The organism is Micromonospora sp. FIMYZ51 (assembly GCF_038246755.1).
GTDB lineage: Bacteria > Actinomycetota > Actinomycetes > Mycobacteriales > Micromonosporaceae > Micromonospora.
Genome location: NZ_CP134706.1, coordinates 5,165,176 through 5,181,447 on the forward strand (window position 1 = coordinate 5,165,176; position 16,272 = coordinate 5,181,447).

At 70.8% G+C, this 16,272-nt stretch carries 15 protein-coding genes, 1 tRNA gene and 1 pseudogene; 6 read left to right on the forward strand and 11 right to left on the reverse strand.

The window, feature by feature from the left end:
• Positions 1 to 161: 161 nt before the first annotated feature.
• Positions 162 to 2,909 (forward strand): BTAD domain-containing putative transcriptional regulator, encoded by a 2,748-nt coding sequence (locus QQG74_RS23020; protein ID WP_341716830.1) that lies wholly within the window; start codon positions 162 to 164, stop codon positions 2,907 to 2,909.
• Between the two features lie 49 nt (positions 2,910 to 2,958).
• Here QQG74_RS23020 and QQG74_RS23025 read toward each other — a convergent pair whose 3' ends face one another.
• From QQG74_RS23025 to QQG74_RS23070, 10 genes are all read right to left on the reverse strand, one after another.
• Positions 2,959 to 3,768, reverse strand: coding sequence for an amino acid ABC transporter ATP-binding protein (locus QQG74_RS23025; protein WP_341716831.1), 810 nt, complete (start codon positions 3,766 to 3,768; stop codon positions 2,959 to 2,961).
• Positions 3,765 to 4,745 (reverse strand): amino acid ABC transporter permease, encoded by a 981-nt coding sequence (locus QQG74_RS23030; RefSeq protein ID WP_341716832.1) that lies wholly within the window; start codon positions 4,743 to 4,745, stop codon positions 3,765 to 3,767. Before QQG74_RS23030 ends, QQG74_RS23025 begins: the two co-directional genes overlap by 4 nt.
• Position 4,746: 1 nt before the next feature.
• A complete protein-coding gene (locus QQG74_RS23035; protein ID WP_341721326.1) occupies positions 4,747 to 5,658 on the reverse strand; it encodes an ABC transporter substrate-binding protein in 912 nt (303 codons plus the stop codon).
• 36 nt (positions 5,659 to 5,694) lie between these two features.
• Complete coding sequence (locus QQG74_RS23040) at positions 5,695 to 6,411, reverse strand: ABC transporter ATP-binding protein (protein ID WP_341716833.1); 717 nt, start codon at positions 6,409 to 6,411, stop codon at positions 5,695 to 5,697.
• A complete protein-coding gene (locus tag QQG74_RS23045) occupies positions 6,395 to 7,192 on the reverse strand; it encodes an ABC transporter ATP-binding protein (protein WP_341721327.1) in 798 nt (265 codons plus the stop codon). Before QQG74_RS23045 ends, QQG74_RS23040 begins: the two co-directional genes overlap by 17 nt.
• Positions 7,193 to 7,238: 46 nt before the next feature.
• The gene (locus tag QQG74_RS23050) at positions 7,239 to 8,348 is read right to left on the reverse strand and encodes a branched-chain amino acid ABC transporter permease (protein WP_341716834.1); all 1,110 of its coding nucleotides are present in this window, start codon (positions 8,346 to 8,348) and stop codon (positions 7,239 to 7,241) included.
• A complete protein-coding gene (locus tag QQG74_RS23055; RefSeq protein WP_341721328.1) occupies positions 8,345 to 9,295 on the reverse strand; it encodes a branched-chain amino acid ABC transporter permease in 951 nt (316 codons plus the stop codon). Before QQG74_RS23055 ends, QQG74_RS23050 begins: the two co-directional genes overlap by 4 nt.
• 103 nt (positions 9,296 to 9,398) lie before the next feature.
• On the reverse strand, positions 9,399 to 10,562 hold the full coding sequence (locus QQG74_RS23060) for a branched-chain amino acid ABC transporter substrate-binding protein (protein ID WP_341716835.1): 1,164 nt from the start codon (positions 10,560 to 10,562) through the stop codon (positions 9,399 to 9,401).
• A 273-nt stretch (positions 10,563 to 10,835) separates the two neighbouring features.
• A complete protein-coding gene (locus QQG74_RS23065) occupies positions 10,836 to 11,993 on the reverse strand; it encodes a hypothetical protein (RefSeq protein WP_341716836.1) in 1,158 nt (385 codons plus the stop codon).
• Between the two features lie 47 nt (positions 11,994 to 12,040).
• Positions 12,041 to 12,661 (reverse strand): response regulator, encoded by a 621-nt coding sequence (locus tag QQG74_RS23070; protein WP_341716837.1) that lies wholly within the window; start codon positions 12,659 to 12,661, stop codon positions 12,041 to 12,043.
• Between the two features lie 106 nt (positions 12,662 to 12,767).
• On the opposite strand from QQG74_RS23070, the gene QQG74_RS23075 reads away from it, so the two are divergent.
• The 3 genes and pseudogenes from QQG74_RS23075 to QQG74_RS23085 all read left to right on the forward strand — a co-directional run bounded on the left by QQG74_RS23075 (position 12,768) and on the right by QQG74_RS23085 (position 13,301).
• A tRNA-Leu gene (locus QQG74_RS23075) sits at positions 12,768 to 12,844 on the forward strand.
• 32 nt (positions 12,845 to 12,876) lie between these two features.
• Positions 12,877 to 12,944 (forward strand): annotated as a pseudogene (locus tag QQG74_RS23080) (hypothetical protein); the annotation flags it as partial.
• 96 nt (positions 12,945 to 13,040) lie between these two features.
• The gene (locus QQG74_RS23085) at positions 13,041 to 13,301 is read left to right on the forward strand and encodes a hypothetical protein (protein ID WP_341721482.1); all 261 of its coding nucleotides are present in this window, start codon (positions 13,041 to 13,043) and stop codon (positions 13,299 to 13,301) included.
• Between the two features lie 118 nt (positions 13,302 to 13,419).
• Here the strand turns inward: QQG74_RS23085 and QQG74_RS23090 are convergent, their stop codons facing one another.
• Positions 13,420 to 14,577 carry a PLP-dependent transferase gene (locus QQG74_RS23090; protein ID WP_341716838.1) on the reverse strand — a complete coding sequence of 386 codons (1,158 nt, stop codon included), beginning with the start codon at positions 14,575 to 14,577 and terminating at the stop codon, positions 13,420 to 13,422.
• A 102-nt stretch (positions 14,578 to 14,679) separates the two neighbouring features.
• Between QQG74_RS23090 and QQG74_RS23095 the strand changes: the two genes are divergently transcribed.
• Positions 14,680 to 15,159: an Lrp/AsnC family transcriptional regulator gene (locus QQG74_RS23095; RefSeq protein ID WP_341716839.1), complete on the forward strand. Its 480-nt coding sequence runs from the start codon at positions 14,680 to 14,682 to the stop codon at positions 15,157 to 15,159.
• Between the two features lie 55 nt (positions 15,160 to 15,214).
• Entirely contained in the window at positions 15,215 to 16,240 is a 1,026-nt protein-coding gene (locus QQG74_RS23100) for an LLM class flavin-dependent oxidoreductase (protein ID WP_341716840.1), read from the forward strand.
• Positions 16,241 to 16,272: the final 32 nt, after the last annotated feature.

Sequence of the window (16,272 nt, forward strand, 5' to 3'; positions counted from 1 at the left end):
GCGCTCTGGCGCCCGGGCTCGGGCCGGCCCCCACCAGTTCGTCGACGGGCCAGCACGGGCCCCGAACCGGTCCGCGCCCGCGCCACCGGGCGGAATCCGCCGAGCGGTACCGCGTACTAGGCTGTCGGCTCCGCCACCTGCCTAGCCAATCGGGGACGCCGTTGGAGCTCCGCCTGCTCGGTCCCGTCGAGATCGGCCACGGTGACACGTCGATCGTTCCCGGCCGCCGAATGCACCGCCTGTTGCTCGGCCTGCTGGCGCTCCAGCCCAACGCCGTGCTGCCGAGCGACGACCTGGTCGAGGCGCTCTGGCAGGGTCGCGCCCCCCGGACCGCCCGCTCGATGATCCACTCGCGGATCTCCGAACTGCGGGCCGCCCTGGCCGACGCGGGACTCGGCGCGGACCGGATCGCGATCCTGACCGCCGGGGACGGTTACCGCCTGGTGCTCGACCCGGAGGCCGTCGACGCCCACCGGTTCCGCCGACTGCTCGCCCGGGCCCGCGCCGAACCGGCGGGACTCACCTGGCCGCAGCGGCGCGACCTGCTGCGCGAGGCGGTCGGCCTGTGGCGCGGGCCGGCGTTCGGCGGCTGGTTGCCGCACCGCCCGGCACCACCCGAGGTGCAGGCGCTCGAGGAGGCCCGGCTCACCGCCCTGGAACAGTGCTACGAGGCGGAACTCAACGCCGGCACCGACGGCTCGTCGGTGGTGGACGCGGTGGCGCCGTTGGCCGCCCAGCATCCGAGTCGGGAGCGGTTCACCGCGCTGCTGATGCGGGCGTACGCCGCCGCGGGACGCGCCGGGGAGGCGCTGCGGGCGTACGAGCGGCACCGTCGCTGGCTCGCCGCGGAGCTGGGTAGCGACCCGGATCCCGAGCTGCGACGCCTGCACCTGGAGCTGTTGCGGTCGCTGCCACCGGCGGCCGGGACGGCCACCGCACCGCCCGGTCCCGCCCAGCTGCCGGCCGTGCCGAGCGGGTTCGTGGGCCGGCGGCGGGAACTGGATCAGCTCGACGAGTGGGTGGAACGCGGCACGCGTACCGTCGCCCTGGTCGGACCGCCCGGGGTCGGCAAGACCGCGCTGGCGCTGCGCTGGGCCCACGCCCACTCCCGTCGGCCTGAGGTCACCGGAGCGCTCTACGCCGACCTGCGTGGCAACGACGACGCCCCGCCGCTGCCACCGGAGGCGGTACTGGAGCGGTTCCTGCGTGCGCTCGGCGTACCCGGTGAGGCCGTGCCGGCCGACCCGGAGGAACGGGCGGCCCGCTACCGGACCGAGTTGGCGCACCGGGCCGGCATGGTGGTGCTGCTGGACAACGCCGCCAGCTCCGCCCAGGTCCGACCGCTGCTGCCCGGCAGCGGCGAACACCTGCTGCTCGTCACCAGTCGATACCGGCTCGACGGGCTGGTCGCCTCGCACGGCATCGGCCGGCTGTCGGTGCCGCCGATGACCGAGCAGGAGGCGGCCGAGCTGCTCGTCCGTTCGGCCGGGCCGGCGCAGAGCGACCCGCTGCGCCGCGTCGCCGCGCTCTGCGACCGGCTGCCGCTGGCCCTGCGGATCGCCGCCGCCCGACTCGACGAGGGCGGCGCGGCGGCGCTGGCCGACCGGCTGGCCGGTGAGGGCTCCCGGCTGGGCCTGCTCACCACCGAGGACGTGTCGGTCCGGGCGGCGCTCGGCGTCTCCGCCCGGGCGCTGCCGGCCCCGGCCCGGGCGATGTTCCAGCACCTCGGCGTGCACCCCGGCCCGCGGCCCTCCACCCGCGCCGCCGCCGCGCTGGCCGGCGTGCCTGTCGAGGGTGCCCGGACGCTGCTGGACCAGCTGACGGCAGCGCACCTGGTGCAGCCGGTCGCCGAGGAGCGCCACCAGCTGCACGATCTGGTCCGGCTCTTCGCCGCCGAACAGGCGGCCACCCGGCCCGAGGAGGCCGATGCCGCCCTGCTGCGCGCCCTCGGCTGGTACCGGGACGCCGCGAACGAGGCGGACCGCACGCTACGCCCGGCGGAGCGACCCAACTTCGACTCGTCCGACCCGGGCCTCGCCCTCACCACTGCGGCAGCCGCCCTGGCCTGGCTGGACGCCGAGGCCGACAACCTGGTCGCCGCGGTCGAGTCGGCCGCTGCCCGGCACCCCCGGCTGGCCTGGCAGATCGCCGCCGCGATGTACGGCTGGCTGTTCCGCCGGCAGCACCGGGACCGGTGGGTGCAGCTGTACACGCTTGCCGCCGAGGCGGCCCGGCGGGCCGGCGACATCGACGGGGAGGCGATGATCGCCGGCCGGCTGGCCATCCCGCTCAGCCTGCTCAACCGGCACGACGAGGCGGCCCGCAGCACTGGTCGGGCGTACCAGCTGCGGCAGGCGTCCGGCGATCGGCTCGGTGCCGCCACCGCGCTGCTCAACCTGGCCGCGATCGAGAACAACGCCGGCCGGCCCGAGGCGGCGATCCGCCGGCTCACCGAGGCCGAGCGGCAGAGCCGGACGCTCACCGAGGCCACCCACCTGCGCGCCCTGGTCCGCAGCAACCTCGGCGAGGCGCACCTGCTGACCGGCCGGTACGCGCAGGCCGTCGAGCACTACACCGCCGCGCTGGAGCTGGCGGAGGCCGGGTGCGGGGCCCGCGACGTGGCGGAGATCCTGGTCGGGCTGGCCCGTACCCACCGGGAGGCGGGGACGCCGCGCGCCGCCCTGTCGTACGCCGAACGCGCCGTCACGCAGGCGCAGACCGCCGGTGACCTGCTGATCGAGGCGGAGGCGCGGGAGCAGTCCGGGCGGGCGCGGATCGATCTCGGTGACCTGCCGACCGGGCTGGGCGAGCTGCGCGACGCGCTGCGGACGTACCGCTCGAAGGGGCACCGCGCCACCGACGCGCTGGCGCGGTACGTGGCGGGACTCGCCGGCGACGGCGATTGCTGAACCGACCGGACCCGGTGCGCCGGTCACGGCCGCACCGGGTCCGCGCCGGTCAGAGCACCTTGGCCAGGAACGCCTTGGTGCGCTCGTGCTTGGGGTCGGCGATCACCTCACGCGGGTTGCCCTGCTCGACCACCACACCGTCGTCCATGAAGACAAGCGAGTCGCCGACCTCCCGGGCGAAGCCGATCTCATGGGTCACCACGATCATCGTCATCCCGTCGCGGGCCAGGTCCTTCATCACGTCCAGGACCTCGCCGACCAGTTCGGGGTCGAGTGCGCTGGTCGGTTCGTCGAAGAGCATCAGCTTCGGCTGCATGGCCAGCGCCCGGGCGATCGCCACCCGCTGCTGCTGCCCGCCGGACAGCTGGCTCGGGTAGTTACCCAGCTTGTCACCGAGCCCGACCCGCTCCAGCAGCGCCACCGCCCGGTCGCGCACCTCGGTCCGCTTCTCCCGGCGCACCAGCAACGGCGCCTCGGTGACGTTCTCCAGCGCGGTCTTGTGCGGAAAGAGGTTGAACCGCTGGAACACCATGCCGATCGAGCGGCGCTGCGCGGCGACCTCCTTCTCCCGCATCTCGTGCAGCTTGCCGCCGCGCTCGCGGTAGCCGATCAGGTCACCGTCCACCCAGATCCGCCCGGCGTTGATCTTCTCCAGGTGGTTGATGCAGCGCAGGAAGGTCGACTTGCCCGAGCCGGAGGGCCCGAGCAGGCAGCACACCTCACCGGTCCGCACCGCAAGGTCGATGCCCTTGAGCACCTCGATCGAGCCGAACGACTTGTGCACCTGCTCGGCGCGGACCATGGGATCCGACTCCGTGGCCGGCACGCCGGCCTGGGTCGGCACGCTCACCTGCGTCATACGCCCCCTGCCCCTCCGGTGGCGCCGCCGCCACCGACCGCCATGCCGCGCAGTCGGGCCTTCGCCTGCCCGGTCCGACCGGTGCCCTTGGCGAAGTGCCGCTCCAGGTAGTACTGCCCGACCAGCAGCACGCTGCTCAACAGCAGGTACCACAGGGTCGCCGCGACCAGCATCGGGAAGACCTGGAAGGTCCGGCTACCGACCGCCCGGAGCTGGAAGAACAGCTCGGCGGAGACCGGCACGAAGGCCACCAACGAGGTGTCCTTGAGCATCGCGATCGTCTCGTTGCCGGTCGGCGGGACGACCACCCGCATGGCCTGCGGCAACACGATGCGGCGCAGGATCTGGGTACGGGTCATGCCCAGTGCCTGGGCGGCCTCCGTCTGTCCCTCGTCCACCGACTGGATGCCGGCCCGGACGATCTCCGCCATGTACGCGGCCTCGGAGAGCCCCAGCGCCAGCATGCCGGCGACGAAGCCGGTGAGGATGTCCACCGCCGAGAAGCCGAACAGCCGCGCCTCGAAGTCCTGCACCCCGAACAGCGCGCCGAGCTGCCGGTCGAAGGGCAGCCCGAACTCGATCCGGGCCCAGAGGATGCCCAGGTTGCCGAAGAGGATCGCCAGCACCAGCCGGGGCACCGCCCGGAAGAACCAGGTGTACGCCCAGGCGACGCCACGCAAAATCGGGTTCCCCGACAGCCGCATGATCGCGATGATGACGCCAAGCACGATACCGATAAGCATGGCGGTCACGAGCAGCGCGATGCTGCCACGCACGCCGGCCATGATCGGCGGGCGGAACATCTCGTTCACCATGAACGACCAGTTGAACGCCTCGTTCGTCACCAGCAGGTGCACGAACATGGCGACCAGCACCCCGATCACGGCGACCGCGACCCACCGCCCGGGATGCCGCACGGGCACGGCCTGGATGGGTTCCGGCCGTGCCCGTTCGGGTGTATCGGTGTCGATCGACATGTCAGCTGGTCGGGTTCAGTGCCGAGGAGGTGATGGCCCCACCCTCGACACCCCACTTCTTCAGCGCCGCCTCGTAGCTGCCGTCGGCGATGACCGCCTGCACGGCCTCCTGAAGCACCTCGGCGAACGCGGTCTGGTCCTTCTTCACCGCGTAGCCGTACGGCGCCGACTCGTAGATGTCGCCGAGCACCTCCAGCTGGCCGTTGCTCTGCTGCACGGCGTACGCGCCGACCGGCGAGTCGGCAAGCATGGCGTCGTTCTTGCCGCTGACCACGGCGGCCGTCGCGTCGCTCTGCGCCTGGTACTGGTCGATGCTGATCTCCGGCTGGCCGGCGTCGGTGCACTTCTTCGACCGGGCCTGGATGTCGTCGAGCTGGACGGTGCCGACCTGCACGGCGATCTTCTTGCCGCAGGCGTTGTCCGGGTCCACCTGGGCCGGGTTACCGGTCTTGGTGGCCCACTGGGTGCCGGCGGAGAAGTAGCTCACCATGTTGACGGTCTGCAACCGCTCGGCGTTGATCGTGAACGAGGAGACACCGACCTCGTACTTGCCGGAGTCCACACCCGGCAGGATCGCGTCGAACGGCGCCGACTCGTACTCCGCCTTCAGGCCGAGCTTCTGCGCCACCGCATTGAACAGCTCGATGTCGAAGCCGATCACCGTGCTGCCGTCGGTGTCGAGGAACTCCGCCGGGGCGTACGTCGCGTCGGTGCCGACCTTGATCACGCCGTCGGCCTTGATCGTGTCGGGCACCTTGGCGGCCAGGTCCGCGTCGGCAGCGGCGGTGACGGTGGCTCCCGCACCGGGCTCGTCGGCGCTGTCCTGCTCACCGCAGGCCGCCATGGAGAGGGTGAGCAGCGCCGCACCGGTCACGCCGAGCACCGCCCGGCGGCGACCGTTGAAGTTGAACAACATGTGGTACTCCTTGCTGAGAGGGATGACGGCTGGTCAGGCCACGCCGAGGTAGGCCTCCTTGACGGCCGGGTCGTGCAGCAACTCCGCGCCGGTGCCCTCTTTGACGATCCGGCCCGTCTCCAGCACATACGCGCGGTGCGCCCGGGCGAGAGCCTGCTGCGCGTTCTGCTCCACCAGCAGGATCGTGGTGCCCTGCGCGTTGATCTCCGTGATGATGCTGAAGATCTGCTGGATCAGCATCGGCGCCAGCCCCATCGACGGCTCGTCGAGCAGCAGCAGCTTCGGCCGGCTCATCATCGCCCGACCGACGGCAAGCATCTGCTGTTCACCGCCGGAGAGCGTGCCACCGACCTGCTTGCGCCGCTCCGCCAGCCGGGGGAACAGCTCCAGCACCCGGGCCAGGTCCTTGGCCACCTCGGAGCGGTCCCGCCGGGTGTAGGCACCCATGTCCAGGTTCTCCAGCACCGTCATGCCGGGGAAGATGCCCCGACCCTCGGGCGCCTGGCAGAGCCCACGGCGTACCCGCAGGTCGGCCCGGAGCTTGGTGATGTCCTCACCGGCGAACCGGATGCTGCCCGAGGCCACCGGACGGATGCCGGAGATGGCCCGCATGGTGGTCGACTTGCCGGCACCGTTGGCCCCGATCAGGGCCACGATCTCGCCCTCGTTCACGGTCAGGCTGATGCCGTGCAGCGCCTTGATCCGCCCGTAGAGCAGGCTGACGTCTTCGATCTCAAGCAACGTCGTCATCCGGCACCCCCAGGTAGGCAGCGATCACCCGGTGGTCCTCGCGCACCTCGGCGGGGAGCCCTTCAGCGATCTTCTTTCCGAACTCCAGCACCACGATCCGGTCGGTGACCCCCATGACCAGACGCATGTCGTGCTCGATGAGCAGCACGGTGATGCCCTGGTCCCGGATCTTGCGGATGAGCTGGAGCAGTTCCTCCTTCTCCGCCGGGTTGAAGCCGGCAGCCGGCTCGTCCAGGCAGAGCAGCACCGGGTCGGTGGCCAGCGCCCGGGCGATCTCCAACCGGCGCTGCTCGCCGTACGACAGGTTGCGCGCGGCGTCGTGCATCCGGTTGGCGATGCCGACGAAGTCCAGCAACCGCTGGGCCTTCTCCAGCCCGTCGCGCTCCTCCCGGTGGTGCCGGGGCAGCCGGAACAGCGCGGACAGCACGCTGGTCTTGTGGTGCGCGTCGGCGCCCACCTGGATGTTCTCCAGCGCCGTCATCTCCGGGAACAGGCGGATGTTCTGGAACGTCCGCGCCATGCCCATCTTGGTGATGTGGTGCTTCTTCTTGCCGGTGATCCGCTGGCCGCGGAACCGGATCTCGCCCTCGGAGGGCTGGTAGATCCCGGTCATCGCGTTGAAGCAGGTGGTCTTGCCGGCGCCGTTGGGGCCGATCAGCCCCAGGATCTCACCCTTGTAGAGGGTGAAGTCCACGTCGTTGAGGGCCACCACGCCGCCGAAGCGCAGCGTCACGTGGTCGACCTCAAGCAGCGGCTCCCGGGCGGCGGCGGTGGACTCCACCGCCGGCGCGCCGGCCTGCTCAGGAACGGTCGGCTTCTGCACGGTCTCACCCACCGACGATCACCTCCTTGCGACGATCCTTGAACTCCGCCGCTCGTCGTCGGTTCGGTATCAGACCCTGCGGCCGGAAGATCATCATGATCACCAACACCAGGCCGAAGAACATGAACCGGTACTCGTACAGCTCGACGCCGAAGAACTCGATGCCGCGGAACCGCTCGATCATGTACGCCACCAGGCCACCACCGACGATCGCGCCGACGATGTTGCCCGAGCCGCCGAGAATGACCGCGGCCAGAATGATGATCGAGTTGAGCAGCTCCAGGTTCTGCGAGCTGACGAAGTTCTGCTTGCCGGCGAAGAGTGCCCCGGCCAGACCACCGATGAACGCACCCGAGGCGAACGCCCAGAGCTTGAACTTGAACGTCGGCACACCCATCAGCTGCGCCGCGTCCTCGTCCTCCCGGATCGAGATCCAGGCCCGGCCGACCCGGCTGCGGTTCAGGTTACGCACGCCGATGACCACCAGGATGATCAGCGTGAGGACCAGCCAGTAGTACGGCCGCGGGTCCAGCACACCGAAGATCGGCTTGCCGTCGGAGTAGTTGCCCGGCGGGTGCGGGATCTGGTTGAAGCCCCGCTGTCCCTTCAGGAAGTCGGAGCTGGTCGCCGCGACCCGGATCATCTCGGCGAAGCCGAGCGTCACGATGGCCAGGTAGTCACCGCGCAACCGCAGCGTCGGCGTACCCAGCATCACGCCGGAGATCATGGTGAGCACCAGTGCCACCGGCAGCGCCAGCAGCCACGGCCAGAGCGTCTTGAGGTCACTGCTCGGCGAGGTCAGCACCGCCACCGTGTACGCACCGACCGCGAAGAAGCCGAAGTAGCCCAGGTCCAGCAGGCCGGCGAAGCCGACCACGATGTTCAGGCCGACCGCCAGCAGCACGTAGATGGAGATGGTGAAGAGCACCTGCCCGAAGTTCGACCCGGTGGTCGGGATCGGCCCGAGCCACTGGTAGAACTCCCGGTTCGGCAGCGCGTAGAAGAAGACGATGACCGCCGCGATGACGGCCCAGCGCATCCAACGTGGCGCGTTGTGCCACCGCTCGGAGACCGCGTGGCGGCCCGAATCGATCCATTCCCTCACGCTTGTCATGCGCGGGCCCTCCCCAACGACTCGCCCAGCAGACCGGTCGGCCGGAACATCAGCAGCACGACCAGCACCACGAAGGCGACCAGGTCCTTCCAGTTCGCCCCGAACAGGGCGGAGGCGTAGTTCTCGACCAGGCCGAGCAGCAACCCGCCGAGCAGCGCACCGCGCAGGTTGCCGATGCCGCCGAGGACCGCCGCGGTGAACGCCTTCAACCCGAGCAGGAAGCCGACGCTGTAGGTAAGCGTGCCGATCCGGATGTCGTAGAGCATTCCGGCGACCCCGGCCATCACACCGCCGATGATGAAGACGACGAGGATGATCCGGTCCTTGTTGATGCCCATCAGCGCTGCCGTGTTGGCGTCCTGGGCGACCGCGCGGATACCCCGGCCGGTCCGGCTGCGGTTGATGAACAGGTCCAACGCGATCATCATCGCCAGCGCCGATCCGATGATCAGCAACTGCACCACTGTGACTTCCGCACCGGCGATGGTGAACAGGACGTCGTTCTTGACCACTGTGGGAGCACCGACCGGGAGTCGGCGGGTGTAGATGCCGAACGCCTCGGCGATCGCGATCGACGCACCGATCGCGGTAATCAAAAAGGCCAGCGGCGGAGCGTTGCGCTTGCGCAGCGGCCGGTACGCCACCCGCTCGATCACCGTCGCGGTGCCGGCCGAGGCCACCGCCGCGATCAGTGCACCGACAAGCAGGTAGAGCATGATCGAGCCGAAGCCGCTGACCACCGAGTCACGGCCCAGGCCGAGAGCGGCCCAGCCCCAGATGGCGGCGAAAGCACCCGCGATGAAGACCTCGGAGTGAGCGAAGTTGATGAGTCTCAGCACGCCGTAGACCAGCGTGTAACCCAGTGCGACAAGGGCATAGATGGCGCCCACTGTCAGCCCGGTTATCGTGTATCCCCCGAAATCGGAGAACAGGGCGTTGAAGTCCAAGGAAGGCACTCCGTACAGGATGAAGAAACATGGGGGTGCGGCCGGGAGTCAGCTCCCGGCCGCACCCACGATCACCACTCGACCGATCTAGCAGCGACCGGCGTCAGGACTTCGGGATCTCCCGAGCCGGCACGATCTTGCCGCCCTCGACCTTGTACGCGAACACCCGCACCGACTCCGGCGCCAGGTCACCGTTCTCGGTGAACTTGTAGTTGGCCGCCACGCCCTGGCCGGTGTAGCCCTTCACGAACTCCAGCAGCTTCTCCCGGGTGGTGTTGCCCGCCTTGATGCCCTGCAGCAGGATGTTCGCCGCGTCGAACGCGGTGTCGCTGTAGGTGCCCGGGTCGACGCCGTGCAGCGCCTTGTAGTCCTCTTCGAAGGTGCCACCGGTCTCCGAGGCCGGCAGGCAGGGGCAGGTCAGGATGCTGCCCTCGGCGGCCGCCGCGCCGGCGCCCTCGATGTAGGCGGCGTCGTTGGAGCCGTCGCCGGCGACCAGGGTCGCGGTGACCCCGGCAGCGGTGAGCTGCTTACGGATCAGGCCGGCCTCCTGGTAGTAGCCGCCGTAGTAGACCGCGGTCGCGCCGGAGGACTTGACCTTGGTGACGGTCGCCGAGAAGTCGTTCTGCTTGCCGTCGCCCTGCACCTTGTCGCTGCCGACGACCTTGGCGCCCAGGGTCTTCTTGACCTCGTCGGCCAGGCCGGCGCCGTACGCGGACTGGTCGTCGATGACGTAGACCTTCTCGGCCTTCAGCTCGTTCTCGATGTACCAGGCAGCGGCCGGGCCCTGGCTCAGGTCGTTACCGACCACCCGGAAGAAGGTCTTCCAGCCCTGGTCGGCCAGGTTCGGCCGGGTCGCGGACGGGGTGACGTGCACCAGACCGGCCTCGGAGAAGAGCGGGTTGGCCGCCTCCGACTCGCCGGAGAACGCCGGGCCGACGATGCCGAGCACCTGGGCGTCGTCGATCGCCTGCTGCGCCAGCGCCGGGGCCTGCTCCGGGTTGCCCTGGGAGTCCAGCGGCACCAGGGTCACCTGGCAGTCGGCGTTCTCCTTGTTGTACTTATCGAGGGCCAGCTTGACGCCGTTGTTCTCGTTGATGCCCAGCGCCGCGGCCGGGCCGGTGAGCGCGCCGAAGAATGCAATCTTGCTGCCGCAGCCGTCACCGCTGGCCTCGTCGGATCCACTGTCAGACTTGCAGGCGGTCGCGCCACCCAGAGCGAGAGCGGCGATCGCCACCCCACCGACCAAACGTACGAGCTTCTGCCTCACGGCCCGAACCCTCCTCCATCCCATGGCCCGAACCACCCGCTGCCTATTGGCCCTTGCGAGGGCGGACGAACCAGACCGTCGTCGCGGTCTGGGGCCGGACGTTATCCCACCGTGCAGCAATGGCGTAAGCCCCGGGAGGGGCCGTTGACCGAACCGTTACACGCGGTGGCGGATAGGGGGTGATCGCTGTAAGAAGCCGCCGTCGAAGCGTCGGTTACGAGGATTTTTCGCTTTCGTTTCGTCGCCACCGGTCCAGGCTGCGGGCAGAATCCGTCACGACCCCGCCGGCAAGGCCCCCCACCAGGCACGGGACCCGTTTCCAGGGTCGGTCAACATGACCAATTGATCTTCTTGGACGGCCACCGCGAGCCCCCCGTCGCCGCCGGACGGCACCTCCACCGGCAGCATGACGAAACGCCACGAATCTCCAGCGTCCGGAGAGAACCACAGCCGGTGACCCCCAGCGTCGGCGGTCGCCGCCACCACCCGATCGCCGCTGGCCGCCAGCGACCGCACCGACGGCGCGACCGCACCACCCCCGCCGAAGGAACCCACCCAACGCCCCTCGGCGCCGGCCCACCGCCACACCCCGAAACCGCCCGACACCGGACCGACCACCAGCACCGCGCCACCCGACGTCCTGGTCACCCGCTGCGCCTGACCACGCCCATCCGCCCCCGGCAACGCCAGCCGCCGCCACACCCGGGCATCCGGCGAGGTCCAGGCCACCGGCGACACACCGGCCGCCAGCACCACACCCACCGCCAACCACCCCGACGGCACCGCCACCGCGTCGTACGCGAGCGTGCGGCCCCGGCCGTCGCTCGCCAACTCCGGCAGACCCTCGTGCAGCGTGAAGTGCTCCCCATCCGGGGCGGTCCAGACCGCCGCCCCGGCCACCCGGTTGCCCACCAGCAGCCACCCACCCGGCCCGGCCGCCAGCCGGGAAACACTCACCGCCCGCTCGCCGCCATACAAACCGACAGGTGCGGCCACCTCGCGGAGCACCCCGTCCGACCCCTGCGACCAGGTGGCCGTACGGGGATTTCCGTGCGCGCCCCCACTCGCCGCGCCCAGCGCCACCAGCCGCCCGTCCCGGCAGGCCACCGCGTAGAGCACGTGCCGGCGACCGTGGAAACTCGACGGCACGGTAGCCAGCACCGTCCACTCCCGACCGTCCGGACTGGCCCAGGCCGCCGGGCCGCTCCGCCCGGCCGCGTCGGCGACCCCACCAACGGCGTACCAGCGCCCGGCGCAGGTCACCGCGTCGCGCACCATGGTCCGGTCAGCATCGCCGGGCGGGGCGGGCAGCACCGTGGACTGCCAGGCCGGACGCAGCAGCGGCACCGCCTTCGGCGCACCCGGTCCGGTGCAGCCGGCAAGCACCACCGCCAGGCCCGCAACGACCGGGATCAGCCGCCGGATCGACACGGCGTCGATATTATCGACGCCGGCCACTTCCGGTGGGCCGGCGTCGCTCAGGACGCCGGCTGGGTCACCTCGCCACCGGCGGTCTCGGCCAGGATCCGCTCGGAGACCTCCTTCATGGTCATCCGGTGGTCCATCGCCGTCCGCTGGATCCACTTGAACGCCTGCGGTTCGGTCATGTTGTACGTGGTCATCAGCGCGCCCTTGGCCCGCTCGACGGTCTTGCGGACCTCCAGCCGGTCGGTCAACCCGGCGACCTCGGCCTCCAGCGCCGCGATCTCCGAGTAGCGGGACAGCGCGATCTCCACCGCCGGCACCAGGTCGCTCTTCTGGAAGGGCTTGACCAGGTACGCCATCGCACCCGCCGCCCGAGCCCGCTCCACCAGGTCACGTTGGCTGAACGCGGTCAAGATGATCACCGGGGCGATCCGGGCGCCGGCGATCCGCTCGGCGGCGGCCAGCCCATCCATGATCGGCATCTTGATGTCGAGGATGACCAGATCGGGCTTCAACTCCTCGGCCAGCCGGACGGCGGTCTCGCCGTCACCGGCCTCCCCGACCACCTCGTAGCCCTCTTCGGCCAGCATCTCGGCCAGGTCCAGCCGGATCAGCGCCTCGTCCTCGGCGATCAACACCCGCCTGCGCGCGGCATCCGTCTGCGTCTCGGCCACGAGCCACTCCCACCAGTCTGAGCCCCGACACCCGCGGTACCGGGTGTCGCCCTCCCTAGCGTAGTAGGTAACCTATGGGGCGACGCGACAGGCGTTAAGCGAGAAAGTCCCCGTATTCCAACCGGTAGAGAAACGGAGCTCAAACCTCCGACAGTGTGGGTTCGAATCCCACCGGGGACACCACAAGTGTCGTACAGCCGTTCGACAATGACGCCATGCATCCACCCGAGGTGCGTGCACGCGCACGAAGCTTATACCTGACTGGTGCGACCGTCGCCGAGGTTGCCAGGAGCATCGGCCTGCCCTATGCCACCGTGCGCCACTGGTGCCGGGACCAGCCAGTCGCGAGGATGCGCGTCACCGCCTTACGTTGCTTCCGGTGTCGCACCGACGTCGACAACCCGACAATCGTTGCCGCCTCGACGGCTGCCGGATCGCCAACCGGGTCACCGTGCGCGGCAAGGCGTACGTCTACCCGCGCTACATGCTCGTCAACGAGTCGGCCGACATCATGGGATTGTGCCAGTGGGCGCTGGACCTGCTCGGCATCGCCTGGCGGATGAACCGCCGCAACAGCCTCTTCGTGGCCCGCCGGGAGGCGGTCGCCGCGCTGGACCGGCACGTCGGCCCGAAGTCGTGACCTACCGGCCGCCGGCTGACCATGGGCCGACGGGGGCCGGTCGGCCGGCTCCGGCGCCCCGGCCACCCGTCATCCCGGCCACCCGCCATCCGGCCCGACCAGCTCGGCTGCCTCGCGGTCAGCTCGCGGCGAGCGCCTGGGCCAGGTCGGCGCGGAGGTCCTCCGGGTCCTCCAGGCCGACCGAGACCCGCAACAGTCCGGGCACGGGCTTCGCGTCCCGCTCGACCGGGCGGTGGGTAAGCGATGCCGGGTGCTGGATGAGGGTGTCGACGCCGCCGAGGGAGACGGCGTGGGTGATCAGCCGGCAGGCGCCGGCCACCGCCGCTGCGGCGGGCGCGCCGCCGCGTACCTCGAAGGCGAGCAGGCTGCCGGGGCCGGACATCTGCCGGCCGACGAGCCCGGCCGGGTCGTTGACGCCGGGGTGGTGTACCCGGGTCACCGCCGGATGGTCGCTGAGCCAGGCGGCGAGCTTCTCCGCGCCGGCCTGCTGGGCGCGTACCCGCAGTGGCAGCGTCTGTAGGCCGCGGTGCAGCAGGTACCCGCCGAGCGGGTGCAGGATCGCGCCGGTGAGGGCGCGGACCTGGCGCAGCCGGACGGCCCATTCGGTGTCGCAGGCGAGCACTCCGGCGAGGACGTCGCCGTGGCCGCCGATGCTCTTGGTGGCGCTGTGCAGGACGAGCCGGGCGCCGTGCCGGGTGGGTTGTTGGAGCACCGGGGTGGCGACCGTGTTGTCGATGAGCAGCGGCACCTCGCCGGCGGCGTCGGCAAGGGCGGCGATGTCGAGCAGGTCGAGGGTGGGGTTGGCCGGGGTCTCGGCGATCACCAGGGCGGTGTCGGGGCGGATGGCGGCGGCGACCTCCTCGGGGCGGGCCCAGCTGACCTCGGTGCCGAGCAGGCCGGTGGCGAGTACGTGGTCGGTGCCGCCGTAGAGGGGGCGGACGGCAACCAAATGTCGTTTGCCGGTGTGGGTGGCGGCGAGCAGGGCGGCGGTGAGGGCGGCCATGCCGCTGGCGAAGGCTACCGCTTCGGCGGTGCCCTCCAGCTCGGCGAGGGCGGTTTCGAAGCGGGCCACGGTGGGGTTCCACAGCCGCTGGTAGACGGCGCTGGTGCCGGCCGGTGCCGGGTTACCGGTGGCCAGGGTCTCGTATGCGTCTCCGCCGGCCTCGACCGACGGTAGAGGGTTGGTGGTCGACAGGTCGATCGGTGGCACGTGGACGCCGAGGGCCGCGAGGTCGTCGCGGCCGGCGTGCACGGCTCGGGTGTCCACGGTCACCATGCTGGACAGGATCGAACATGCAGCTGACCAGGGGCAATACCTCCGAACATCATTCGCGGAAAACGCCTTCCGTGTTGGGCTGGTTCGGTGAAGGATGGCCGCATGCCCCTCGCATCGAATGATGTACGGCCGTTCGCGGCCCTCGACGACACCGACCGCGCGATCCTGGCCGAGTTGTCCGCGGACGGGCGGCTGCCGAACAACGCCCTCGCCGAGCGGGTGGGGGTGGCCCCGTCCACCTGTCTGGCGCGGACCCGGGCGCTGCGGGAAAGTGGCGCGATCCGCGGGTTCCACGCCGAGGTGGACCCGGCGGCGGTGGGTCTGCCGTTGCAGGCGCTGGTGTCGGTACGGCTGACCGAGCATGCCCGGGGGGCGGTGGACGCGTTCCGGGCCCGTTCGGTGCGGCTGCCCGGGGTGGTGTCGGTGTTCCACGTGGCGGGGGCGGATGACTACGTGCTGCACGTGCGGGCCGCCTCGGCGGAGGCGCTGCGGGACTTCGTCCTGGATCATCTGGCCGTGGATCCTGCGGTGCAGCACACCCAGACCAGCCTGATCTTCGAGCAGGCGCGTGGGATGGGCTGATCACACCGGTGCCGCGGCGGGAACAAATCCGGCATCTGCCGGGTTGGCCAGGCGTGTGATCGACGTACCGCTTTCTGTTCTCGACCTCGCCCCCGTCGCGGCCGGCGCCTCCGCCGGCGAGGCGCTGCGGCACACCACCGAGCTGGCCCGGCGCACCGACGAGCTGGGCTACCACCGGTTCTGGGTGGCCGAGCACCACAACATGCCGGCCATCGCGTCGTCGGCGCCGGCGGTGCTGATCGCGCACCTGGCCGCGCAGACCGAACGGATCCGGCTCGGCTCGGGTGGGGTGATGCTGCCCAACCATGCGCCGTTGGTGGTCGCCGAGCAGTTCGGGACGCTTGAGGCGCTGCATCCGGGCCGCATCGACCTGGGCATCGGCCGGGCGCCGGGCACCGACCGGATGACCGCGCTGGCGTTGCGCCGGACGATGGAGGGGTTGTCGGCCGAGGGTTTCCCGCGCGAGCTGGCCGATCTGATGAACTACTTCGCCGACGACGCGGGTGGGCCGATCACGGCCACCCCGGGGCGCGGCCAGCGGCCGGCGGTCTGGCTGCTGGGTTCCAGCGGGTTCAGCGCCCAGTTGGCCGGCGCGTTGGGGCTGCCGTTCTCGTTCGCGCACCATTTCAGCGCCGAGAACACGCTGCCCGCGCTGGCGCTGTACCGGCAGAGTTTCCGGCCGTCGCAATGGCTGCGCGAGCCGTACGCGATGGTGGCGGTGAACGCGGTCTGTGCGGAGACCGACGAGCGAGCGGAGTGGCTGGCCGGGCCGGCCGGGTTGTCGTTTCTGCGGCTGCGCGCGGGGCGGCCCGAGCCGCTCGCCACGCCGGAGGAGGCTGCCGCGTATCCGTACCAGGATCTGGAGCGGGAGTTCCTGGCGCAGCGGCGGCAGGGGCAGGCGACCGGCTCGCCGGAGACGGTCCGCGGCCAGTTGGGTGAGTTGTTGGCGCGCACCGGTGCGGACGAGTTGATGCTCACCACGATGGTGTACGACGTTGCCGACCGGGTGCGTTCGTTCGAGCTGATCGCCGAGGAGGTCGCCGGGGGTCTGCGCGGCCGGGCGGCCGGGTTGGGCGGCTGACGTAGCCAGCCGGTCCGGGCGACGGCGCGGGC

Excerpts from the sequence above, each read along its gene's own strand:
- QQG74_RS23025 (WP_341716831.1), bottom strand. The coding sequence starts at position 3,768 with ATGACGCAGGTGAGCGTGCCGACCCAGGCCGGCGTGCCGGCCACGGAG.
- QQG74_RS23030 (WP_341716832.1), bottom strand. The coding sequence starts at position 4,745 with ATGTCGATCGACACCGATACACCCGAACGGGCACGGCCGGAACCCATC.
- QQG74_RS23040 (WP_341716833.1), bottom strand. The coding sequence starts at position 6,411 with ATGACGACGTTGCTTGAGATCGAAGACGTCAGCCTGCTCTACGGGCGG.
- QQG74_RS23050 (WP_341716834.1), bottom strand. The coding sequence starts at position 8,348 with ATGACAAGCGTGAGGGAATGGATCGATTCGGGCCGCCACGCGGTCTCC.
- QQG74_RS23090 (WP_341716838.1), bottom strand. The coding sequence starts at position 14,577 with ATGGTGACCGTGGACACCCGAGCCGTGCACGCCGGCCGCGACGACCTC.
- QQG74_RS23095 (WP_341716839.1), top strand. The coding sequence starts at position 14,680 with ATGCCCCTCGCATCGAATGATGTACGGCCGTTCGCGGCCCTCGACGAC.